The organism is Luteolibacter algae, assembly GCF_042683045.1.
Taxonomy (GTDB): Bacteria; Verrucomicrobiota; Verrucomicrobiia; order Verrucomicrobiales; family Akkermansiaceae; genus Luteolibacter; species Luteolibacter algae.
The window spans coordinates 552,694-575,436 of record NZ_JBHUIT010000002.1 but is presented as its reverse complement, the minus strand read 5'-3'; the positions used below and the strand labels follow the sequence as shown (position 1 = coordinate 575,436).

Sequence of the window (22,743 nt, the reverse complement as noted above, 5' to 3'; positions counted from 1 at the left end):
AGCACTTTGCAAACGGAAACTGCTCATTGAGGGGAAATCCGGTTGGGATACTCCCCTATGGTTTCTCCCGGACCTATCCCCGCCGGCGACGGATCAGAAGACCGGCAATTCCTAGACTGGAAAGGCCCAGAACCGAAGGCTCGGGAACGCTGATCGTGACGTTATCGATAATTCCACCACCTATCGCATCCGAGGCAGCGGGCCCACCGTAGAAAAACTTCACACTCAAAACATCGTAGTCCTCGATGTTTGTCCCGCCGAAATTCAGCTGACGGGAAAAATTCATCGTCGCACCAGCTACGCCAACGGCTGTAAATCCCCCGCTATTTCCGTTCCCGGTTTTTACGCTACCATCGCTTAGATCTATCCATGTTCCACCCGTCCCGACGGCCCGGGATTGGTAACTCTCGAAGTTTAAACCCGTAAAAAAACGGTCGTCCGCCAGCGGATCAGTTCCTAACTTGTGAGCAACGACGAGAATATCCAGCGTCAGGTTATCAGCCGTTAATGCCGCGGCTGGTGCGGTCCAATCAAAACTAATCGTGAAATTGGAGCCCGTTTCCGTCGTAATCATGTTTGCTTGGGCGATACCAAACTGATTGTCACCGGTCTTCGTCGCGTTCTCGGCAGCTGCAGACCATGCCGTAGAATTTTTTACCGTCCAGCCCAGACCAAGTGCGTTATACTGCAAGTGATTCGGCCCTCCGCTAGCACCGTTTATCGACGTGTTGGAAAAATCGCCGTTGATGAGAAGCGCGGCTTGCGATCCAGCGCTGATGACGAGCGATCCTGCCAGAGTTATAATAATTTTTTTCATATTCTTGGGATTTTGGGAAATATGCATTCGAAGGCCGTATACCGAAAATACAGACGAAATGCAAACATCGTTCTCATTTCTTTGTAGAGACTCCCTTCTTCTGGCGGCGCATCGTGGGCCCGCCTATCCAGCAATGGGCTTGCAATACGTGGAGAGCTGCCGAACTTGGCGGCATGGGAATTCCCTTTGATAACACCTACGTGAAGCTGCCGGAGCGCTTTTTTGAAAAGCAGGAACCTGCGAAAGTTCCGGATCCCATCCTGATGCGGATCAATCTTTCGCTGGCTGCGGAGCTGGGAATTCCCACCGGATGGCTGGAGCAAAACGCACTGGAGGTTTTTTCAGGAAACTCTATCCCGGAGGGCGCGGAGCCAATCTCGCAAGCGTATGCGGGCCATCAGTTCGGCGGGTTCGTGCCGCGCTTGGGCGACGGCCGGGCAATCCTGCTCGGCGAGGTGCTCGATAGGCAGGGCAAGCGCCGTGATATTCAGCTAAAAGGAGCTGGCAGGACTGCATTTTCACGGGGTGGCGATGGCAAGTCCGCACTCGGCCCGGTGCTGCGAGAATACATTGTCAGCGAGGCGATGACTGCTCTCGGCGTGCCCTCGACACGCGCACTCGCCGCAGTTTTCACCGGAGAGGCCGTGCAGCGCGAGACGCCCCAGCCGGGTGGTATCCTTACCCGGGTTGCCGCCAGTCATATCCGGGTCGGCACGTTCCAATACTTTGCCGCACAGCAGGATACCGAGGCACTGCTTTTGCTGGCCAATCATTGCATCGAGCGCCATTACCCGCATGCCGCCGAGGCGCAAAACCCGATTCTCGCGCTCCTCGAAGCGGTGATCGAGGCGCAGGCGAAACTCATCGCCACGTGGTTGCCGCTCGGCTTCATCCATGGCGTGATGAATACGGACAATGTCTCGATCTCCGGAGAAACGATCGACTACGGCCCGTGCGCTTTTATGGATGATTTCCATCCCGATTGTGTCTTCAGCTACATTGACCGGAACGCCCGCTACGCGTGGGGAAACCAGCCGACTATTTGCCATTGGAATCTCACCCGTTTCGCGGAAACCCTGCTACCTATTCTCGATCCGTCTGCGGATAGAGCCAAAGAGCTGGCCCAGGAGGCTATGGGAAAATTCCTGGATCTTTTCCAGCTGCCGTATCTTCAGAATTTCCGCGAAAAGCTGGGGCTGGATCGGGAAATCGGGCTGGAGAACAGCGCGGCTTTTGTAAAATCAACGCTCGGCATTCTGGCGAAGGAAGAAGTCGATTTCACACTGTTTTTCCGACATTTGACGCGACTTGCAGCAGATGATCCAGCGGCAGACATCAGAGGGCTTTTTAAAAATCCGACAGCGGCGGAAAGGTGGCTCAACGATTGGCGAGACCTTCCAAAAGCTGCGGATCGTGTGGATCTGATGCGTAGCCGCAACCCGATCCGTATCCCGAGGAATCACCGGATCGAGCAAGTGATCGAAGAAGCCGTGGATGGAAAGCTAGCGGCTTTCCACAGATTGGTCGACGCCTTGGCGAAGCCCTATGAGGAAAACGCCGATTACGCCGATCTGGAAGCAGCTCCGCTACCGCATGAACGGGTGCAGAACACCTTTTGCGGCACCTAGCAGAGAACGCCTGACAACGCTCACATCACGAGGGCAAAAAGTGTTGGGCACCTCTTTCCTAGAACGGGAATTTTCCGCCCTTGCCACCTTTTCCGCCAAACGGATTGCCGCCCAATCCTTTCATCATGTCGCCCATCGGTCCGCCGCCACCCATGGCTTTCATCATGTTCTTCATTTTACCGGGATTCTTCATCATCTTGCGCATCTCGGCGAATTGCTTGATGAGCTGATTGACCTGTTGCATGGATGTGCCGGAGCCAGCCGCAATGCGCTGGCGGCGGGAGGCCTTGATAATCTCCGGGCGGGCGCGTTCCTGGGGAGTCATGGAAAGCACGATCGCCTCCGTTTTCTTCAGCTTGCTGGTATCCAGCGCACCGGCGGGAAGCTGCTTTTTGATTTTGTTGAAGCCTGGCATCAGGCCGAGGAGACCTTCAAGAGGACCAAGATTCTGGATCATTTTCATCTGGTCGAGGAAGTCATTGAAATCGAATTTTCCTTCCTGCATGCGCTTCATTGAGCGCATCGCATCCTCTTCGTTCACCTTATCGGCCACGGATTCCACCATGCTGACGATATCGCCCATGCCCAGGATCCGGTCCGCCATACGAGATGGATGGAACTCGATGAGCTGATCGAGCTTTTCGCCCTCGCCGGCGTATTTGATCGGCTTGCCGGTGACCTCACGCATGGAAAGTGCCGCACCGCCCCGTGCGTCGCCATCCAGCTTCGTCAGGACGATACCGGTGATGCCGACGGCTTCGTCGAAGTGGGTCGCCACGGAAACCGCCTGCTGGCCGGTTGCCGCATCGGCGACGAGGAGCGTTTCCTTCGGCTGGAGAAATTTATTCAGCTCGATGAGTTCCTTGATGAGTTTTTCATCGATTTCCTGGCGCCCGGCGGTATCGAAAATAAGCACAGTGGCGCCTTCGCGCTCGCCGAAGGAAATCGCTTCCCGGGCCACCTTGATCACATCCGTCTCACCCCTCTCCGGCGCAAAAACGGGGACATTCACCTGCCCGGCGAGAGTTACCAACTGGTCGACAGCGGCAGGGCGATAAAGATCGCAAGCGACAAGCAACGGCCTGCGGCCTTCCTTCTGCAAGCGGCGGGCAAGCTTCGCGGAGGTCGTGGTCTTACCGGCACCGTTGAGGCCGACCATGAGGATACGCGCCGGTGGATTGAGATCCAGCGGGACATTATCGCCACCGAGGACACGGGTCAGCTCATCCTGGAAAAGTTTTACAATCTGCTCGCCGGGCTTGATCGACTTCAGGACCTCTTCCCCCATCGATGCATCTTTGACGCGGGCAATCAATTCCTTCGCCACGCCGAATTCCACATCAGCCTCCAGAAGGGCGATGCGGATATCGCGGAGAGCATCCGTGATATTCTTTTCAGAAATTTTTCCGACACCACGAAGGTTGCGGAAGGACTTGTCGAGGCTGTCGCTGAGGCTGGAAAACATAACTTGGGGAAACTCTAAGTTTTAAAGGTCAAAGCTCAATGAAAAGAAATCCGGAGAAAACTTTTATTCATCGGGCAGATAGGCCGCACCACGGTCGATCTGGAAGCTCCAGCGCAGGGGTGTCTCTGTCTCTTTGCCGGAAAGATCCTTCCAGCTCACCAGGACATTGCAAACCGGCTGGCGCAGGCGCCGATTCACCTGCCAGGAGAAAATCTTGCCCTCGCTGGCATAGTTTGCCGGGACCTCGCCAAAGCCGGCGACCTGCATCCTCAACGTCGCCATATCGATGTTTTCCGCCTTTGAGAAATCGACTTTGATTTCCGGCAAACGGGAATTGATGATCGCTCCCGGCTGTGGCTCCACCGGATATTCCAGCTCCTTGATCATGCCAGCGATCGAGCCTTCCGGCAATGCACTCTGGGAATCCCGAAAGCTCGTGGCGAACTCGAAAATCTTATCGTAGTTTCCAAGAATAATGTAGCGCGGAAGAATATTGTTCGGCAGCGAGCGCTTCACCTTTCCCGGCTGGACGGTGAAAAGCTGCGTGTAGCCGACTTGTTCCGCCTTGCTGAGCATTTCTTCGGTAAAGTATCCGCCAGGATAGGCGAAGGTCGTCACCTTCACGCCAAATTTTTCTTCAAGAAAACGCCTGGACTCCCCCATCTCGACATCCAGGAACTTGTCGTAGGATTCCGCACCGCGTTTGCGGTTGTTTTTCACCGTTTGCGGAAACGGATGGGTCGTGGAATGGCTGCCGATGTTTGCACCATTCGCCATCATTTCCTTGATCATCGCGGTGGTGAGCGCCTTGCCACCGCCATCAACGTAATTTTTGTAGAGATAGATGGTAAATGGATAGCCGAACTCCTTGAGCACCGGATAGGCCTCCGTGTAGACGGATTTCCAACCATCGTCCAACGTGATCACCACAGACTTCGCCGGAATGGATTTTTCGCCGTTTTTCCATGCGATGAAATCTGACATCGGGATGACCGAAAGCCCCAGCTGGCGGATGACTTCCATTTGTTTGCGGAACTTCGAGGTGCGGATACGCATGGCGGTCTCGCGCTCGGTCTCGGAAAAATCATGATAGCCAAGCACGGAAACCCGCACTCCATCGTCCGGAACGTCGAGGTTTTTGATCGGTTGAGCCGCCGGCAAAACATCCGGCGTGTCCTCTGTCTGAGCGCCCAGACCCAGCCACAATGCCGCCCAGATTAACGTGATCGCCTGCAATCTCTTCATTTCGGGCTCAGCTTACCTTTCCGCCGCACTCTTGCAATGCAAAGGAAACGACTTTGGGCACTTGCATTTGAGTCCCCGAGCCCACTTATTAGCTGCCTGATGGCAGACGGCTCAGTTCAACCGGAATTCCCTTGGCCCGCATGGATGCGCAGAGCCAGGCTCGTCCCGGAGAAGCCTCCTGCGCCCCGGAAAACGCCCGAAGCTCCGGCCAATGCCGATAGTGAGCTGAGCAACTGGTGCCGGGAAAAAGCCACCGAGCTAGCCCTGCCAGAGCTCTCCGCAAAAGTCTGCGTGGTCTGGAACCCACGGATGCGCACCACCGCCGGCCGCGCATGGTGGCCGACAGGGAAAATCGAGCTGAATCCCAAGCTCAGGGATTTTTCCACAGATGAAGTCTGGCAGACGCTCAAGCACGAGCTAGCCCACCTCATCGCCTATCAACGGAGCGGTCGCCGGAAAATCCAACCACACGGCATCGAATGGCAAAAGGCATGCGCGGATCTCGGTATAGCCGGGGAGAGCGTCCGCCATTCTCTGCCGCTGAAAGGCCGCCGGATGGAGCGAAAGCTAGCCTATGCCTGCCCGGTCTGCCGCTCGGTGGTCCGCAGGGTCAGACCGCCGAAGCGGGCCATCGCTTGTTACCAATGCTGCCGCGAGCACAATGGAGGACGGTTTCACGAGCGTTTCGAGCTGATTAAAGTCCCCGGCGATTCCGCTTAGCAAATTTGCAGCGGGAGCAACCCCGAATCCTCTGGATGGTGCGGATCACGTGAGTGGTTCGCTTTTTTTATGGAAAATCCTCCAAATTAACACAAATTAGTTGCATTACTTCACTAACGCAACTTTTATGCGTTTATGAACGTAGCGCAAGCCACGAGAACGAGCCCCGGATTTACCCTGGTGGAACTTCTCATCACCATTGCCCTGATTGCCGCTCTCGCGGGCTCCGGTCTGGCGGTTTTTTCCACGATCAAAGAAAAGGCGGAGCAAGCCACTTGCCTGGGAAATCTCCGTCAAATCGGCCTGGCGGTAATTTCCTATTCGCAGGATCACAACTCGTCCTTCCCGCTGAGCACCCACCAGCTGGATGCGTCCAATATGGACCAGGGCTGGATCCACAGCATTTCTCCCTACCTTGCCGATGTTGACCAAATCCGCATCTGCCCTGCCGATCCGAAAAAGGCGGAACGTCTCGCCAGCAACGGCACCAGCTACCTACTGAACAGCTATCTTACCGTTGAGAAAACCGATCCTTTCGGCAACCCGCTATCCGGCGGTTTTACCAAGACCCATCAGCTCCCGGACCCAGCTCGCACGCCGCTGGCCTTCATCACGAATTTTGAAAAAGGCACGGGCTTTACCAACGATCACACTCACTCGGAAAGCTGGAGTTCCTGGCAATCCGTGGTCCGCGATATCCAGCCGGATGCCTTCGGCGGCGATGACAAGCCAGACCGCAGCTCCGGAAGCTCCAACTATTTATACGCCGATGGCCATGCGGAACAGATCTCCGCCACCACCGTCCGCAAATGGATCCTCTCCGGCCATAACTTCGCAAACCCGCTCTCATTCCAAAAGAACTAGACCATGAATAATCTTCCGTTGAAATTCCTCCTCTTCGTCCTTTCCGCCGCCCCTTGTCACTCCGCCGTAGTGATCGGCGCCGGTCACCTGGACATTCATGCAAATCTGACTGCCGGCGGGGACTGGGAAATTTTCATCCAGCATGATGAGGTGGGCTCCCCCCAACCGACCCGTTACGAGGCCGATACAGAAAGCATCCTTTACCTACCTCCGGGGAAGGAACTCACCAGGCCATCCGGCAGCGCGTGGGATTTCCTTGGGATGGGAGCGGGGGAAAATGTCTGGATTTTTCCCGAAGGGCAGGACTCGGATCTCGTTTTCCCGGGTTTGAATACCGAGGGGATTTCGAGCACCACAGTGGGAAGCTGGACACCGGCCCACAGCCTCGTTGGAACAGGCCAATGGATCGAGTTCCGCCTCCTCAGTATGACCTACTCGGGAGAGGGCACAGACAATCATTTCTCCATGTGGAAATTCGCCGGCGGTCCCAATGTCTGGATCTCCACGGCAGACGGAATTTCCACCGATGGCAGTGCGGACTCCTATTTTCTCTCCCCGGGCGGGCACAGCCACATGAACTGGGGATTCAGCAGCGAGGGCATTTACGATCTCACTTTCGAGGCCCGCGCAGTCCTCCCGGACGGGAAAGAAACCGTCAGCGACCCCTTCACCCTGCGCTTCGGGGTCAATGCCGTCCCGGAGCCAGGCTCAAGCATCCTCCTCGGCCTCGGCGCGCTACTTCTATGCCGCCGCAACCGCTGAGCCTTCACCCCACCGCAAGATTTTTCTCCATAGATACATGAAAATGAAACCATACCACACCTCCCTAAAAAGCATCGCAATCGTTCTCGCTATGACAGCGACCTCACAGGCAGCATCCACCCTGCACCTTGCCTTTGGAGTGGATGTAAATCCCACGAGCTCCAATCTCAATAATCTCCGCGTCCGGGATTTGCACGATGACCACTATCACACCTTCACCCAGAACAATGGTCTGCCCGGCTCCCACGTCCCAGAGCCTTTCAGCATCATACCCGGTGTCGAAACCGTGACCTTCAACCTCGCGGCGATGGAGATTTCCCCCTATCCCAATGCCAGCTACTCGACCAGTCTCACACCAGCGGGAGACTTCCACCTCGTTCTCGTTTCACGAAATGGAATCGGCTCGGACAATGTCAACATCGGCTTCTGGCACGGGGACCACACACACTCGATGACGGCCGGCAGCGAAGAACATCTCAGAACCGACGAAATCCACACCATCCAATTCTCCTTTGCGCCGGACGCGCAGCAGGGAGATTACTCGGCTGTCTTCAAAATCGTGGACGAGAATGGGAATTACGGGGACTCCCAGCTGTTCACGCTTAATGTGAAGGCAGTCCCGGAGCCGTCTTCCGCTCTTTTGATCTGCTCAGCTCTCGGGCTCGGCCTGCTTCGCCGCAGCCGCTGACCGACAGGGCACTTTTTTCCCGCCTGCACAGGGGAAGGGAGTGTCCATTTTGTCACAGCGGAGTTCTGCCAATTTCAAGCCTTCATGGGATCATCCATTGCGCAGACTCCATGGCTTCTTCTTGTTTGTGTTGATCGGTTTGTTTGTGCTCGGTGGCGGGTCGCTCAGGTGGCCCGCCACTTTTTTTCCATTGACTGCGAAAATATGAAAATATTGTCGTCTTTTCTCCGCTTATCTTTGCGATAAGCATAAACCGATATTACCATCCAATACATGAATCCAGAAATTCTAAATAACTTCCAACTGTCCTATATCATGGGATTTTCCCCGATGTTGGTCATCCTGATGGTCGGCTCGGCACTAGCCAGCTGGCTGGTTAGTAGCACTTTGAAACGCCGTTTCAGCGAGTATTCTCAAATCCCCATCCGTTACACGGGTGCACAAATCGCAGAAACCATGCTGCGCGAAAGTGGCATCAACGACGTCCGCGTGATCAGCACACCCGGTAAACTCACCGATCACTACGACCCGACGACCAAAACCGTAAACCTCAGTGAGTCTGTCTACGCGATGAACAACATCGCCGCAGCAGCCGTCGCCGCACACGAATGCGGCCACGCGGTTCAGCACCAGAAAGCTTACGCATGGCTGACATTTCGCTCGAAAATGGTTCCAGCGGTCCAGTTCGCCAGCAGCGGTCTGAACATCCTGCTGGTAGTTAGCATCTTCGCTTCGGCATTCCTGCAAACTCCTCTTTTGCTCTACGCATGGGTTGGCCTTTTCGCAGTGACCACACTATTTTCCGTAGTGACACTTCCTGTCGAGTTTGACGCTAGTAATCGTGCTCTCGCATGGCTGGAAAGCTCTGGTGTCTCATCCAGTATGGAGCATGAAAAAGCGAAAAACGCGCTCTTCTGGGCGGCGATGACTTACGTGGTGGCTGCGATCAGCTCGATCGCGATGCTCATCTACTACGCCTCCATGCTGCTTGGTCGGAGGGATTAAGCCCCCCCTTTCGGAGATTAACTTAAAAAAGGCCGAGCACCTGTCGGGGTGCCCGGCTTTTTTGTGAATTTTGGGAAAAGATTTCAGCCAGGTAAGCCAGAAATCATGCAAACCACTTGGGCTCGTTGCCGGGCTTCCACTTGATATTGCAACCGCTGCTAGGCACACCAGCTTCCACGGAATCGCCAGCCAGCATCGCATCAACGGCCTTTCTTAACTCAGCACCTGTCGCCGGCTCGCCGGATTTTGGGCGGGTGTTATCGAACTGACCCGCGTAGGCGAGACCGCCGGTTTCATCAAAGAGGAAAAAGTCCGGTGTGCATGCCGCGCCATAAGCTTTCGCCACCTCCTGGCTTTCATCGACCAAGTAGGGAAAATCCCACCCGTATTGCCTGGAGAATTCTTTCATCGGCTCCGGGCCATCCTGCGGGTATTTTTCCAGATCGTTGGAATTGATTGCCACGGTTTTCACTCCTTTTTCTGCGAGATCCTTCGCCATTTTCCCCAATGGATCCGCCAGATGGATCACGTATGGGCAGTGATTGCAGACAAAAACGACGAGCGTTCCATTTTCACCGGCACAATCCGAAAGTGAAAACACCTTGCCCCAAGCATCCGGCAACGCGAACGCGGGAGCCTTGTCTGCAAATTTCAATTCAAAGGTCGATAACGTTTCTGCCATAAACCTTTCTTAGAGGCGCAGGCGCGTGTCCGCAACCCAAGTCTTCCGCCAGATTGCAGTTTGAAAATTCCAGGACTCCGCTTAGATATCCGTGTGCTCAGCCCAGAAGAAAAAGCCCGCTACTCCCGTCACCTAATAATCCCCGGCGTAGGTATGGAAGGCCAGATCCGTTTGAAAAATGCTTCCGTCCTGCTCATAGGAACCGGTGGTCTTGGCTCCCCGGCCGCTTTGTATCTTGCCGCGGCAGGGGTGGGAAGGCTTGGCCTCATTGATCCGGATACCGTTGATGTCTCCAATCTGCAGCGCCAGCTTCTACACACGGATTCGGCGGTGGGGAAATCAAAGCTGGACTCCGCCGCCGCACGCCTGAGGGAAACCAATCCGCATATCGAGCTGGTTCTACATCCGGTCCGTTTCACTCCGGAGAACGCCCTGTCGATCGCCAATGGCTACGATATTATCCTCGATGGCTCCGATAATTTCCCCACCCGATTTCTGGCCAACGATACTGCCTTTTTCCTGAAAAAACCTCTGGTTTACGGAGCGATCCACCGCTTCGACGGGCAGATGACTGTCTTCGCACCCCATCTAGGCAGTCCGTGCTACCGCTGTCTACTTCCGGAAAGTCCCGCCCCCGGCGCGGTGCCATCCTGCAATGAGGCCGGTGTCCTGGGAGTCCTTCCGGGAATCATCGGCTCGCTGCAGGCCATGGAGGCAATCAAGTTGATACTGGGCGCCGGTGAACCACCTCTCGGCAACATTCTCATCTACGATGCCCTGAAAACGACCTTCCGCAGTCTTCGTCTTCCGCACGATCCCTCTTGCCGTCTCTGTGGCTCCGCCCCCACCATTACTTCCGTCAGCAACGCGGAGACCAATGCTTCCGCTTCCTGCGCCGTAACCGATCCAAATATGAAAGCCATTACCGCATCCGAACTCAAAGACATGCTCGCCGCCGATGATTTCAACGCTCTCCTCATCGATGTCCGCGAGCCGGAGGAATATGATGTGATCAATATCCCGCAGGCAAAACTCGTGCCGCTTCAAACGATCCCCACCTACGCGAAAAACCTCCCGAAAGACACCCGCATCATTCTCCACTGCAAGGCCGGAATGCGTTCCGCCAAAGCCTGCGAATATCTTTCATCCCTCGGGTTTACCGATGTAACCAACGTCACCGGCGGGATGGATGCCTTCCAACGGCTCTGATTAAAAAACAGACCTCCGCCGGCTCTCCCGCCCCGCGTTGCGGCGCTTCTTCGCCTTCACGATTTACATTCATCCCTTTTGCCCCTTCATTCGCAGCCCTTCGCCAGCACTCGCGATTAGATCTCTTATGTCCACCCTTCTTTCCGCGAACGAAATCCGCCTCGCCTACTCCTATCAAAACCTTTTGGACGGCGTCACACTTGCTGTTGCCGCCGGGGAAAAAGTCGGCCTGGTGGGAAGAAACGGCTGCGGGAAGTCTTCGCTTCTGAAAATTCTTACCGGAGAGCAGCAGCCGGATTCCGGAGAAATATCTTTGAGACGCGGGATCCGCACGGGCTATCTTCCGCAGGAATTCGAGTTGGATCCGGAGCTATCCGTCCATGAAAACATTGCCGCGGGAGCGGCGGATATCGTGGAGGCCATACGCCGTTACGAAAACGGAGATGGCACGGAAAAGGAACTCCACGATTTTCTAGAGTTAATCGATCACGCGGATGGCTGGAATCTGGATGCACGCATCACGGCTCTTTCCAACGCTCTCGGCACCCCGCCACTGGAGGCTCCCACCGGGCCCCTCTCCGGCGGGGAAAAACGCCGCGTCGCGCTCTGCCGCGCTCTCGCCTGCCAGCCGGATCTACTTTTGCTCGATGAGCCTACAAACCACCTCGATGCCGAGTCCATCCGATGGCTGGAGGATGTGCTCAAAGGTTTCGCCGGAGCCGTCATTTTTGTGACTCACGATCGTTATTTCCTGGATGTCATCGCCACCCGCATTATCGAGATCGATCATGGCAAAGCATTTTCCCATACTGGCAACTACACCGCCTATCTGGAAAGCAAAGCCATCCGCCAGCAGATTGCAGAGCAGTCAGAGCGCCGCCGCCAGCGCTTCCTCCGGACCGAGCTGGAATGGGTCCGCGCCGGGGTGAAAGCCCGCGGCACGAAACAGCGCACCCGCCTGGATGCCTTTTACGAAGTGGAGGGAATGGAAGCCCCTCCCGAAGAGCGGGAAATGGATTTGTTGCTGCCTCCTGCGGCGGATCTTGGAAACGTCGTCATCGAGCTGGAGCAAGCCGGCGTAAATGTCGGCTCGGACACCCTACCGCGCTGGCTTTTCCGCCATCTGGATCTATCCATCCGGCCCGGCACCTGCACGGGAATTGTCGGGAAAAACGGGGTAGGCAAAACGACCTTGTTGAAGCTTTGCCTGGATCAATTGCAGCCCACCGAGGGAACCGCCGTTCTCGGCAAGCGCGTTAAGGTAAATTACATCGACCAAACCCGCATGCAGCTCGATGGCACGGGCTCGCTTCTCGACGAAATTTCCGATGGCAACGAGAAGGTCCAGTTTGGAAATGAAACCCTCGGAGCGAGAGCCTACCTCCGCCGCTTTCTTTTCAACAATGAACGCATCAACGAGCGGGTCGATCTTCTCTCCGGCGGGGAACGCGCCCGCCTGATGCTTGCCAAAGTCCTCAAAACCGGCGGCAATCTCATCGTCCTCGATGAGCCTACCAACGATCTGGATCTTCCCTCCCTGCGGATGTTGGAAGAAGCACTCTCAAGCTTCGGCGGGAGCATCCTATGCGTTTCCCACGATCGATATTTCCTCGATAGGATTTGCGATCAAATCATCGCCTTTGAAGACGATGGCATCCACGTGACGCCGGGCAACTATTCTTATTACCTGGAGAAACGCCAGCAGCGGGAAGCAGCACAAAAAGCCCAGGCACAGGCCTACAAGGCGCTCAAGATTCCGAAGCCCCAAGCAAAATCCGCTGATAAACCCCGCCGTCTATCCCAGAAGGAACGCGCTGAACTGGAAGGGATGGAAGAACGGATCTCCGCAGCAGAGGAAGAAGTCTCCACCATCGAAAGCCGTTTGAACGATCCGGACTTCCAGCTCAGCCACTACGAAAAAATTCCGGCGGAAATGGAGAAGCTCGAAGCTGCCAGAGCCACTGCCACAGCACTCTACGAGCGCTGGGAAGAACTCCAGGCCATTGCGGATGCCGCGGAGGTAATCTAACATAAATCATTAACCTCACAGATTAACTCTTGCTAATATTTCTAAAAATCAGATTTATATCAGTTCATTAGGGCCTAACAAAAATCCCACATGAAAGATATCCTTCGTATCGCCTCTCGGCTGACGCTTTGTGCCACTCTCATCCTCGGCGCCTCCTGCGACAAGATTACTTCCACGGCAGAAAAAATTCTAAACGAGAGGGAAACGGCAACAAGCCGCCGGACACTCGAAAAAGGAACTCCGGGGCCGATCGAACACATTGATACCGCGGAAAGAATCGAAGCCGCGAAACTGATCACTACGGAAGATCCTGCAAACCATGAGATCCGTATTTTCACGGCTGAAATCCGCGGAGCTTTCGATGAAGGTAAGTTCGATCAGCTGGAAAAAATTGCTGCGGAGCTGAGAAACTCTAGAGCCCTTTTTCCGAATGGTTCCTGGAAATCAAAGGTTTTCTATGATGCTCTGGATAACAGATTTAACCAGGGCGAGGATTTCTGGCTCACTGATTTCAAAACCTATGAAGCCTGGGAAAAAGCGTTTCCCAACTCGCTGACAAGGCGGATCGGCCTCATCAACATGCTCACCGAGTATGCCTGGCATGCGCGCGGCAACGGATACGCAAGCGATGTGACACGGGAAAATCACAGACTCTTCCAGGAGCGTCTGGCGATGGCGGCGGAAATCTTCGGAGAGACCCGGAACCACCCGGATAAGGACGCCTGCTGCCAGCTAGCGGCAATGACAGTCGCGCTCGGCCAGGGCTGGCCAAAGAAAGATTTCCAGACATTGACCAAGGAGGCCTTGGCAATTGATCCCACCTTTTGGCATATTTATCCCTCCCACTGCTATGCGATGCTGCCCCGCTGGTATGGCGAAGAAGGTGAATGGGAAAAAATAGCGCTGGAAGCGGCGAATGCCCCGGGCGGCTTGGGCGATGAGGTCTACGCCCGTATTGTCATCAATCTCAGCAGTTATTACGGAAATATCTTCCGGGAGTCACGGGCCCTCTGGCCCAGAACCCGCGATGGCTTGGCTATACTTTCGAAAAAATATCCCACCTCTCTGGAATTCCCGAGCCAGACCGCCCGCTTGGCGACCATGGGAAACGACCGCGCACTCGCCAAAGCATCGTTTGACCAGATCGGTGAAAAATATCTGGAGAGCGTGTGGAAAAAGCCTGAGCGCCTGGTGCACTTCCGCACCTGGGCGGAAACCGGAAAATGGTAAAAGCGCCCCTGATGCGCAGACATCAGCGGGGACGAGCTGCTTGAGGGACCTGGTGCGAACCAGCAGTAATTCCGGACATCCGGGATATGGGCACGATTCATGCTTCAATCCGGTTCGTATGAATTTCCATCATACTCAAAACCAATAACGAATATGACTCCCATTTCCGCCCTAAAACGATGGATTTTAACCCTGTCTGTCCTCGCTGCTTCCGCCACTTCCGCCTTCTCCCAACAAGACGCGCCCGCCTTTGATACGGGGAATACGACGTTCATGTTCGTTTCCAGCGTGTTGGTCCTATTGATGACACTACCGGGCCTGGCACTTTTCTACGGCGGCTTGGTCCGCTCCAAAAATGTTCTCTCGATCCTGGTTCAATGCCTGGCGATGGCAGGCGTGATGAGCTTGCTTTGGGTCATCTATGGCTACTCATTTGCCACCACGGATAATAATTCATTCATCGGTGGTGCATCAAAGATTTTCCTGAAAGGAATCACTCCCGATAGTGATGCCGGCGGCTATCCGGAAACGATTTATATCATGTTCCAGCTGACTTTTGCCATCATTACCCCGGCTCTGATCATCGGCTCCTTCGCGGAGCGCATCAAGTTTTCCGCGGTAATGATCTTCAGCATTATCTGGTTTACCATCTCTTATCTGCCGATCTGGCACATGGCTTGGAATGCGAATGGGTTTTTCCATCGTTTCCATGTCCTGGATTTTGCCGGCGGCACGGTAGTCCACATCAATGCTGCTGTAGCCGGACTCATCGGCTGTATCATGGTTGGTCCACGGAAAGGATTTCAGAAAATCCCCCTCACTCCGCATAATGTGCCGCTCGTGATCATCGGAGCAGCGCTACTTTGGGTCGGCTGGTTTGGCTTCAATGCTGGCTCCGAGCTCGCAGCGGATGGCACGGCGGGCATGGCAATGCTGACCACCCAGACATCCTGCGCCACGGCCATCGTGGTCTGGATCATTATCGAGAGAATTTTCACAAAGGTTGTCACCGCTGTCGGCGCCGCTACCGGTGCTGTGGCAGGATTGGTCGCCATCACTCCCGCTTCCGGGACGGCTGGCATTCCCGGAGCGCTTTGCATCGGGGCGGTCTCCGCGATCGTCTGCTACTTTTTTGCCATCAAACTGAAGCACAAGGTCGGCTACGATGACTCGCTGGACGTCTTCGGAGTTCATGGTGTGGGTGGAATTGTGGGAGCAGTGCTCACAGGTGTGTTTTGCTTTGAAAGCATGGGTGGCTCCGGAGCTTACAATGATTCCATCGGCATGGCCTCGCAGGTGTGGGGACAAATTGTTTCCATTCTGATCACCATCGCGTGGAGTGGTGTGGCGGCATTGATCGCCTTTGGAGCGGCGAAATATACTGTCGGCCTCAGAACAGACGAGCGCAGTGAGGAAAGTGGTCTCGACCAGACCGATCACGGAGAAAGCGCTTATACGGATCTCCACGGCTGATAGAAATTCCGGAAAACGGTTTTCAAACGTCGACCTCCACATGAAGGTCGGCGTTTTCTTTTTCCCGTTGCCAATCATTGCCATGACAAATCACCCGGACATCTCACTTCCCATCCGTGCCGCTTCTGAAACCGCGCTTGCCCATGGCTTATCCCCTGACCGCTGTGAGATCCTTCAAAATGGCAACACTCTGGTGCTGAGATTGTCCGATACCCTCGTCGCACGTGTGGTGACGGATCTCGATGGGCCGCGTCAGGGAAGCGAGTGGTTCGAGCGTGAAAATGCGATCGCCCAGTATCTGGCAAAAGCCGGAGCTCCAGTGATCCCGATGCACGACAAAATTCCTCCCGGCCCTCATCAGCACTTGGGCTACACACTCAATTTCTGGCAATTCGTATCTGCCATCGACGAGGAGCCGCCCCCTTCCCTCATTGGCCGGACGCTCTTCCAATGTCACGATTTACTCAGGCATTTCCCGGATAAACTCCCCGAGCTTGCGATACTTACCGAGAGCTTGGAACTATTAGAAACCCTGGAGCAAAAATCGCTTTTCCCGGGATCCACCCTCGAGCTTCTCCGGAAAAGACTCCGTAGCTCTCTGGCAGAACTCAAATCCTTCCCGCATCAAGCACTCCATGGCGATGCACACGGCGGAAATTTACTTAACACCACCATCGGCTTATTGTGGACCGACTGGGAGGATACATTCTGCGGGCCCGTGGAATGGGACATTGCATCCATCATCTGGAATGCGAGGATTCTCGAAGACGATCAGGTGAAGGCCGATGGAATTATCACCGCCTATTGTGCCGCCGGAGGAATGATCCATGAAGAAGCGCTGCATCAGAGCCTTATCGCCCGGGCGGCGGTGATGAGCGCATGGTATCCGGTCCTTTATCCCAATCCATCCAAAGACAGAAAGGAAAAGCTGCAAAGCAGGCTCGACTGGCTGGCCGATATCCGCTGAGCAAATTACTCCAGCGTGGTGACCATGGAATTCACCCGCAGAGTCCTTTTTACCTCAAAAGTCACGTGTGCCAGTAGTTCTGGAGCCCGATTATTGAATGGGGTGATTGTGAGTATTTCAACGGTATAAACGCCATCATCCTTCACCAAACCGGGCAGATCGGTCAGGGTAAGCACGGCCGTTTGCGGAGCATGCGTTTTATATGCCACAACCGTGGACGGCAGTGGAGTCCCGACTGTTCCGATGACGTGCGGCCCCTTGTAAACCTGTGCGTAGGTAACGCTATCGGGATAAATATTTCTCACAGAAAATCGGCCGTCGGTCGGTGTGGCGGTGTAGCGCTCCCCCTCCTCAATGCCTGCCACCTGCGCGATTGCAACCGGCCAGATCTGGACAGTTGCCTTCGCCAGCTCGGAAGCCGGACCCGTGCCGGAGTTCAAATATACAGTAAAGCTTTCCTCGCCTACCGCCAGACTCGGACTGTCCCCGGGCAATCTCTGGAGAACATTGTTTTCAACAAAGGTTCCATTCTGGCGGAAAGTGAATACATCCGCATACGTTCCCTTCACTCCATTCAACTGGTAGGTCACCGGATCCGACGTCGCGTAAGAGCGGGAGGCGTAAACGGTTTTCGCGTAATCGGGGACGTCCGGAGTGTCCTGCAGTAGCCCGCTGACAGTCAGGCGCACTCCGTATGGCTTATCCGCGCGAGTGCGGGCCGGGTAATATGGATCCTCGGATAAAATCTGCAGACTAGCGGCCGGCAGATAGGTGCCGACAGCCTTTTCATCGAGCTTTTTGAGCGTTTCCGTTTTGTTTGCCTCCACGACGGTCGTATAAAGCTGAAACACTGCGGATTCAGCGGAAAGCGGCCTGGACTGGACACTGCCGCTATCGTTCGCAACCGGAATATCATAAACCACCGACTGTCCGTTGATCGTCTGGATTTGCCGGATAAAACCGTTGGCCGAGACAGAGCACAGGCCTAGCAGGAAAAGGAGCGAAATGCGGGATTTCATGGTGAAATTGGACAGATGGTTTCGGTGAAGTTCGATGAATGGAAGAGAGTTACTGTGCTTTTGCCCGGAGGACTGTGATAGGACTCCTATCGTAGACAGCGATGACGATGAGACCAGCTTTCGCAGCAATTTCCATTTTCTCTGCGTTCAAGGCCTTGTCTCCCGATACCTCGTCAAGTGAGACATCCATTGTGGTGACCATTCCCGTGTATTGGTTCAAAAATTCGCTCCAGGACATCAAAGTCCCCTCCGGTGCGGAACGAAGAAGGCCTTTGTGCGCATCGGGCAGATGGATGATCGAGTTTTTTGGCAGGATGACATATTTTCCATCCACGACTAAAAAGTCTGAATAGTCCGCCAGTTCATACCCTTTCCTCTGATCCTCCGGTGCTGCAAAGCCGCCGAAGTGTGCTTGTTTTCGCTGGGCCTTGATCTCAGCGTCTGAAATTGCCTTACCTACAGGTGCCTGGCGTTCAGCGGGGAGAAACTCGATTCCCTGTCCACTCCCGCTTTGGGCGGTAGCCTTGGCTGCAAACATACCGATCACCAGTGCGCTTGAAAAAAGAAGATCCGTGGTTTTCATAAAATTTCGCTGGCTTATTTGCTGCTGCTTGGGAAAACGACTTCTCCGGCCTTGTCATACCCCACGAAAGGAGGAGTGATCTCGGCTCCACCGCTTCGGTTGATGGAGTAGCCAACCGGGGTCACATTCCCGCGCAGAATCGTCTCGCTGGTCACATTGAGTTTCCCGGTAACGGAAGGAGGCCCTGTAAGATACTCGCCAACCACATAAAAGTAGCCACTGGGATTGCGGTTGGGAATGGCGGAATCCTGGCTACCCGCCAAATGGAATACCAATGTCACCTCCGGGTAACCAAACATTTTGTTGGTCTCCCAGGTATCGCCATACAAGCGGACCGGCCCCGACGTAGCACCCGGTCTGTCACCGGTTACTTCCAATCGTTTCGGATAATATTGAGCCCAGTTTACCTGCAACTTCACCGATGAATAGATATTGGTGTTTGCGCCCAAACCACCAATCCACCAGCCCTTGCGGAAACGGCGATTGGGATCAGCGGGATCGGGAAACGCGCCATCGCACTGGTCACCGAGCGTAATCACGCCGGCGACTCCTAAAATTTTATAGCTATAAGGACGCCCGGCGTAGGTGCCGATACCTTGTCCATGGGAATCAAGCAGGATCGGAGCGGCCAGATGAGGCGCCCAGCAATAGACTTTTGCGCCTGTGCCTGCTTGAAGGGAAACACCGAGACCGAAAATTGCGGCAACGATAAGGGATAGTAGTTTCATTTGTTGGGGGGGGAGCGATAGATGCCTTTTTTGCAAGAGCCATCTATGAAGGAAACTTACCCTGTTTCCGGAATTTGAGCATTACGCCTTGGCGTAGCTCCCGGCAGTTTTTTGAAAATTTCTCAAAAAAATATGGAAATGGCATTTCCCGCTGTGAGCCAAGCGTGACAATTTGCTTTCTCTCTCTGCAAACAGATTGAAAGTTTGTCCGGCACGTGCAACTTTCCGGCGTGATTCCGCCTTCCGCCTCATCATCCGCCAAGTCTGCAAAATCGAAGTCCAATAAAGCATGGTCCACCGAGAAATCCTCGGAACTCTACGGAGTCGAAAACTGGGGGCACAAATTTTTCAGCGTCAATAAAGACGGGCATGTTGTCGTCAAACTGGAAGACGGCGAGAATCAAGCCGAAGTCTCCCTGCATAACATCATCCAAGGGCTGCACGACCGTGGGACGCATCTCCCGGTTTTGCTACGCTTCCGGGATCTGCTTCACTCGCGAATCACGGAAATCAACGAGGCTTTCAAGGAAGCAATCCGGCTTACCAAATACCAGGGCAACTACCGCGGTGTCTATCCGATCAAAGTCAACCAACAGCGGCAGGTCATCGAAGAAATCGCGGAATTCGGTAAAAAATATCATTACGGCCTGGAGGCAGGCTCCAAGCCAGAGCTGATCGCCGCCCTCGCACACATGCACGACACAGAGGCCTACATCATCTGTAACGGCTATAAGGATGAGGAATTCATCGATCTTGCACTTCATTCCCAGAAAATGGGACTGAAAATCATGCTTGTTCTGGAAATGCCCAGCGAGATCGACCTGATCTTGGAACGTTCGCGCAAGATGGGCATCCTGCCAAACCTCGGTATCCGTATCCGCCTTTCGACCAAAGGATCCGGTCATTGGCAGGAATCTGCCGGGGATAAATCCGTTTTCGGTCTCAACGCTGCCCAAGTTATCGAAGTCGTCGATAAACTGAAGGCGTCTGGCCACCTTCCGTGTCTAAAAATGCTTCACTATCACCAGGGAAGCCAGATACCGAACATCGCTGCGATTCGCGAAGGCTGCACGGAAGCAGTCAGGATCTATTGTGATCTGGTTAAGGAAGGTGCACCAATGGGAGTCCTCGACATGGGTGGCGGGATGGCTGTCGATTACGATGGCTCCCATACAAATTTCGCCTCATCCTGCAACTACTCCATCCAGGAATATTGCACAGACATCGTGGAAGTTGTTGCCCAGCAATGCGACAAAGCCGGGGTAAAACACCCGAATCTCATTTCGGAGTCCGGCCGGGCCGTCGTTTCCTACTATTCGGTTCTCGTTTTCAACATCCTTGATGTCACCTCTGCCCAGACATCTGAAAAGGAACCGGTCATGCCGGAAAATCCCCCTCAAAACCTGATCAATCTCTTCCATGTTAATAAGGCGCTGAACAAGAGCAACCTGCAGGAATGCATGAACGACGCCGAATACTATCGCGATCAGGTCCGTGCGCAGTTTGTTTACTCCGCCGCCACCCTGAGGGAACGCGGCACCGCCGAAGCCTGGTATTGGCATATCCTCACCCGGATTTCCAATATGATCGCGGAAATGGACGATATCCCGGAAGATCTCAAGGAGCTTTCCAATGGCTTGGTGGATTTTTACTATGGAAATTTCTCTCTTTTCCAATCCCTCCCGGACTCCTGGGCAATCGATCAACTCTTCCCGGTAATGCCGATTCACAGGCTTGATGAGCGACCAAAGCACCGCGCTGTTCTGGCGGATATCACCTGTGACTGTGATGGAAAAATCGATCGCTTCATCGATAAGGAAGACGTGGCGAAAATCCTTCCCCTGCATGATTTCAAGCCAGAAGATCCTTACTACGTTGGCATTTTCCTTGTGGGAGCCTACCAGGAAACATTGGGAGACCTCCACAACCTCCTGGGAGATACCAACGTTGTCGGTGTCCATTTGGAAAACGGCAAACCTGTCTACACTCACGAGGTAGAAGGCGATACGGTGGCCGATGTTCTCAGCTATGTGGAGTTCGATCCCAAGGAGCTCGTTTCCAAGTTCCGTAATTTTGCGGAAAAAGCCGTTTCAGACGGCCGGATCTCACCCAAGGAACGCAAGGAGATCCTCGATCTTTATCGCAGCGGTTTGGCAGGTTACACCTACTTCGAAAGCTGAACTCCACCCCTGTCCCTTCCCTGGATCTAATTGGATTCATCGGGATTCTGGCTCCTTGATCAGGAGCCTCGCCTAGAAAGCGGAATCACCGCTTGCCAGATCCGGCTGCAGCCGTTTCTCTCCCGATATGGAATCTCACGAATGGAACGAGCGCACAGACGAAGGTAAACGCTTTTATCGGGCCAATTATCATGGCCAGGAGTTTCGTATTCTCACCACACTGAAAAGCGATCCGGATTGGGAAGTTCTGGAAGAGCCTTCCGAAGAGGTATGGCGAGCACTTCGCGATATTGTCTGGAAAAAATATCAACGTAAGCGATGCCCTTGGGAGCGCGTGGCACTTTTGGACAAGATCCTGGGTGATGACATCCCCAAATAGCCGCATCCAGTCCCGCAATTTTTGCAACACGCTAAATCTCCAAAGATATTTAAGAGTTTTGCACTAAAAACAAAAGTGTAACTTAAAGAAGCTACATAGACGGAGCGAAAATGGGTCATAGCATATTCACGAATCCGCTTAATCCCCTATTTTAAAAGGGTTACATCTCGTTACAGGTTCCAATCCATATTGAATCATCCAGTATATTTAAACTATTCAGCTATCTATAATAGCGTCGATCAATTGATACATTAGCTCTCTTGGGGTAAAAGTTCGCGTCAACTCCCCCCAAGACATGAAATCAAAAATATGCGCTTTATGCGCCACCTTCGTCGCGTCCGCTGGCTTGGCCTCTGCCCAGTCATTTACCTACAATGCTCAGGATCTTAATCACGATTCCGTGATCGATCCTGGTAACTTATCTTACAAATCCTCCATCGCCTACATTGACGATTTTGCTCTGATGTATAATCCCGGCAGCAAATCTCTGGATGTATCGGTAACTCTGAGTAAGAACAACCACTCTCCTGATGGTTTCTGGTTTGTTCTGAGCGATGGCCCGAACCCGAAAGATGATAAGAACCAGTATGCGATCTTCTATTTCGATGCTTCCAAGGCATCTCCGATCGTGACCGCATACGTATATGATGGGAAAAACAATGGAGACAGCTGGAGCAATCCGGGCAGTCTTTTGGCTTCCAGCCAAACCGGAAGCAGCCTCACCGCCTCCGCCTCAACTTCCGGCGATATCTCCACCTATCAATTCAACGCAGATGTGAGTGCGATCAATGACAGCAGCCTATGGCCCACTTCCTACAACCTTGGCAGCGATTGGGAAGGCGCCCAGTTTGGTGAAGAAGTCGGAATCTGGTTTCACACCTTTGAGCTGGCAGAAAGCAGCAAATACCATAAGGACGGATCAATCAAAAAATTGAAGATCAAAAGGGACGATTACTTTGATACAAATGCCCAGAAAACAGTTCCCGAGCCTTCGGCACTGATGCTCAGTCTTCTCGGCGTCGGCTTACTGGCACGTCGCAAACGCTAAGTAGACCAGGCTTCTGACTCCT

At 54.1% G+C, this 22,743-nt stretch carries 21 protein-coding genes; 14 read left to right on the top strand and 7 right to left on the bottom strand.

Features of this window, described 5'->3' with window-relative positions; translation table 11 throughout:
• Positions 1-73: 73 nt before the first annotated feature.
• Complete coding sequence (locus ACFSSA_RS03700) at positions 74-817, bottom strand: PEP-CTERM sorting domain-containing protein (RefSeq protein WP_386818428.1); 744 nt, start codon at positions 815-817, stop codon at positions 74-76.
• Between the two features lie 173 nt (positions 818-990).
• On the opposite strand from ACFSSA_RS03700, the gene ACFSSA_RS03695 reads away from it, so the two are divergent.
• Positions 991-2,445, top strand: coding sequence for a protein adenylyltransferase SelO (locus ACFSSA_RS03695; protein WP_386818427.1), 1,455 nt, complete (start codon positions 991-993; stop codon positions 2,443-2,445).
• 58 nt (positions 2,446-2,503) lie between these two features.
• On the opposite strand, the gene ffh is transcribed toward ACFSSA_RS03695, so the two are convergent.
• Together ffh and ACFSSA_RS03685 are read right to left on the bottom strand one after the other, a co-directional pair.
• The gene (gene ffh / locus ACFSSA_RS03690) at positions 2,504-3,910 is read right to left on the bottom strand and encodes a signal recognition particle protein (RefSeq protein WP_386818426.1); all 1,407 of its coding nucleotides are present in this window, start codon (positions 3,908-3,910) and stop codon (positions 2,504-2,506) included.
• Positions 3,911-3,973: 63 nt separating this feature from the next.
• A complete protein-coding gene (locus ACFSSA_RS03685) occupies positions 3,974-5,155 on the bottom strand; it encodes a polysaccharide deacetylase family protein (RefSeq protein ID WP_386818425.1) in 1,182 nt (393 codons plus the stop codon).
• A 99-nt stretch (positions 5,156-5,254) separates the two neighbouring features.
• Here ACFSSA_RS03685 and ACFSSA_RS03680 point away from each other — a divergent pair, with 99 nt between their 5' ends.
• From ACFSSA_RS03680 to ACFSSA_RS03660, 5 genes are all read left to right on the top strand, one after another.
• Positions 5,255-5,875 (top strand): SprT family zinc-dependent metalloprotease, encoded by a 621-nt coding sequence (locus ACFSSA_RS03680; RefSeq protein WP_386818424.1) that lies wholly within the window; start codon positions 5,255-5,257, stop codon positions 5,873-5,875.
• 135 nt (positions 5,876-6,010) lie between these two features.
• Complete coding sequence (locus ACFSSA_RS03675; protein WP_386818423.1) at positions 6,011-6,739, top strand: type II secretion system protein; 729 nt, start codon at positions 6,011-6,013, stop codon at positions 6,737-6,739.
• A gap of 3 nt (positions 6,740-6,742) precedes the next feature.
• A complete protein-coding gene (locus ACFSSA_RS03670) occupies positions 6,743-7,501 on the top strand; it encodes a choice-of-anchor M domain-containing protein (RefSeq protein ID WP_386818422.1) in 759 nt (252 codons plus the stop codon).
• 37 nt (positions 7,502-7,538) lie between these two features.
• Positions 7,539-8,189 (top strand): PEP-CTERM sorting domain-containing protein, encoded by a 651-nt coding sequence (locus ACFSSA_RS03665; RefSeq protein WP_386818421.1) that lies wholly within the window; start codon positions 7,539-7,541, stop codon positions 8,187-8,189.
• A gap of 315 nt (positions 8,190-8,504) precedes the next feature.
• Positions 8,505-9,194, top strand: coding sequence for a zinc metallopeptidase (locus ACFSSA_RS03660; protein ID WP_386818679.1), 690 nt, complete (start codon positions 8,505-8,507; stop codon positions 9,192-9,194).
• A gap of 103 nt (positions 9,195-9,297) precedes the next feature.
• Here ACFSSA_RS03660 and ACFSSA_RS03655 read toward each other — a convergent pair whose 3' ends face one another.
• On the bottom strand, positions 9,298-9,876 hold the full coding sequence (locus ACFSSA_RS03655; protein ID WP_386818420.1) for a thioredoxin family protein: 579 nt from the start codon (positions 9,874-9,876) through the stop codon (positions 9,298-9,300).
• A gap of 60 nt (positions 9,877-9,936) precedes the next feature.
• Between ACFSSA_RS03655 and moeB the strand changes: the two genes are divergently transcribed.
• The 5 genes from moeB (at position 9,937) to ACFSSA_RS03630 (ending at position 16,784) form a co-directional block, all read left to right on the top strand.
• Positions 9,937-11,085 (top strand): molybdopterin-synthase adenylyltransferase MoeB, encoded by a 1,149-nt coding sequence (moeB, locus tag ACFSSA_RS03650; RefSeq protein ID WP_386818419.1) that lies wholly within the window; start codon positions 9,937-9,939, stop codon positions 11,083-11,085.
• A gap of 127 nt (positions 11,086-11,212) precedes the next feature.
• The gene (locus ACFSSA_RS03645; protein ID WP_386818418.1) at positions 11,213-13,114 is read left to right on the top strand and encodes an ABC-F family ATP-binding cassette domain-containing protein; all 1,902 of its coding nucleotides are present in this window, start codon (positions 11,213-11,215) and stop codon (positions 13,112-13,114) included.
• Positions 13,115-13,204: 90 nt separating this feature from the next.
• Positions 13,205-14,344 (top strand): hypothetical protein, encoded by a 1,140-nt coding sequence (locus ACFSSA_RS03640; protein WP_386818417.1) that lies wholly within the window; start codon positions 13,205-13,207, stop codon positions 14,342-14,344.
• A gap of 153 nt (positions 14,345-14,497) precedes the next feature.
• Positions 14,498-15,817 (top strand): ammonium transporter, encoded by a 1,320-nt coding sequence (locus ACFSSA_RS03635; RefSeq protein WP_386818416.1) that lies wholly within the window; start codon positions 14,498-14,500, stop codon positions 15,815-15,817.
• 82 nt (positions 15,818-15,899) lie between these two features.
• Positions 15,900-16,784: an aminoglycoside phosphotransferase family protein gene (locus ACFSSA_RS03630; RefSeq protein ID WP_386818415.1), complete on the top strand. Its 885-nt coding sequence runs from the start codon at positions 15,900-15,902 to the stop codon at positions 16,782-16,784.
• 5 nt (positions 16,785-16,789) lie between these two features.
• Here the strand turns inward: ACFSSA_RS03630 and ACFSSA_RS03625 are convergent, their stop codons facing one another.
• The 3 genes from ACFSSA_RS03625 to ACFSSA_RS03615 are packed head-to-tail and all read right to left on the bottom strand — an operon-like array spanning position 16,790 to position 19,114.
• Complete coding sequence (locus ACFSSA_RS03625; protein ID WP_386818414.1) at positions 16,790-17,803, bottom strand: hypothetical protein; 1,014 nt, start codon at positions 17,801-17,803, stop codon at positions 16,790-16,792.
• Between the two features lie 49 nt (positions 17,804-17,852).
• Positions 17,853-18,386: a hypothetical protein gene (locus ACFSSA_RS03620; RefSeq protein WP_386818413.1), complete on the bottom strand. Its 534-nt coding sequence runs from the start codon at positions 18,384-18,386 to the stop codon at positions 17,853-17,855.
• Positions 18,387-18,400: 14 nt separating this feature from the next.
• Positions 18,401-19,114 carry a hypothetical protein gene (locus tag ACFSSA_RS03615; RefSeq protein WP_386818412.1) on the bottom strand — a complete coding sequence of 238 codons (714 nt, stop codon included), beginning with the start codon at positions 19,112-19,114 and terminating at the stop codon, positions 18,401-18,403.
• Positions 19,115-19,344: 230 nt separating this feature from the next.
• Here ACFSSA_RS03615 and speA point away from each other — a divergent pair, with 230 nt between their 5' ends.
• From speA to ACFSSA_RS03600, 3 genes are all read left to right on the top strand, one after another.
• Positions 19,345-21,294 carry a biosynthetic arginine decarboxylase gene (gene speA / locus ACFSSA_RS03610; protein WP_386818411.1) on the top strand — a complete coding sequence of 650 codons (1,950 nt, stop codon included), beginning with the start codon at positions 19,345-19,347 and terminating at the stop codon, positions 21,292-21,294.
• A 127-nt stretch (positions 21,295-21,421) separates the two neighbouring features.
• Positions 21,422-21,673: a hypothetical protein gene (locus ACFSSA_RS03605; protein ID WP_386818410.1), complete on the top strand. Its 252-nt coding sequence runs from the start codon at positions 21,422-21,424 to the stop codon at positions 21,671-21,673.
• A gap of 295 nt (positions 21,674-21,968) precedes the next feature.
• Positions 21,969-22,721, top strand: coding sequence for a PEP-CTERM sorting domain-containing protein (locus ACFSSA_RS03600; protein ID WP_386818409.1), 753 nt, complete (start codon positions 21,969-21,971; stop codon positions 22,719-22,721).
• The last annotated feature ends 22 nt before the right edge of the window (positions 22,722-22,743 follow it).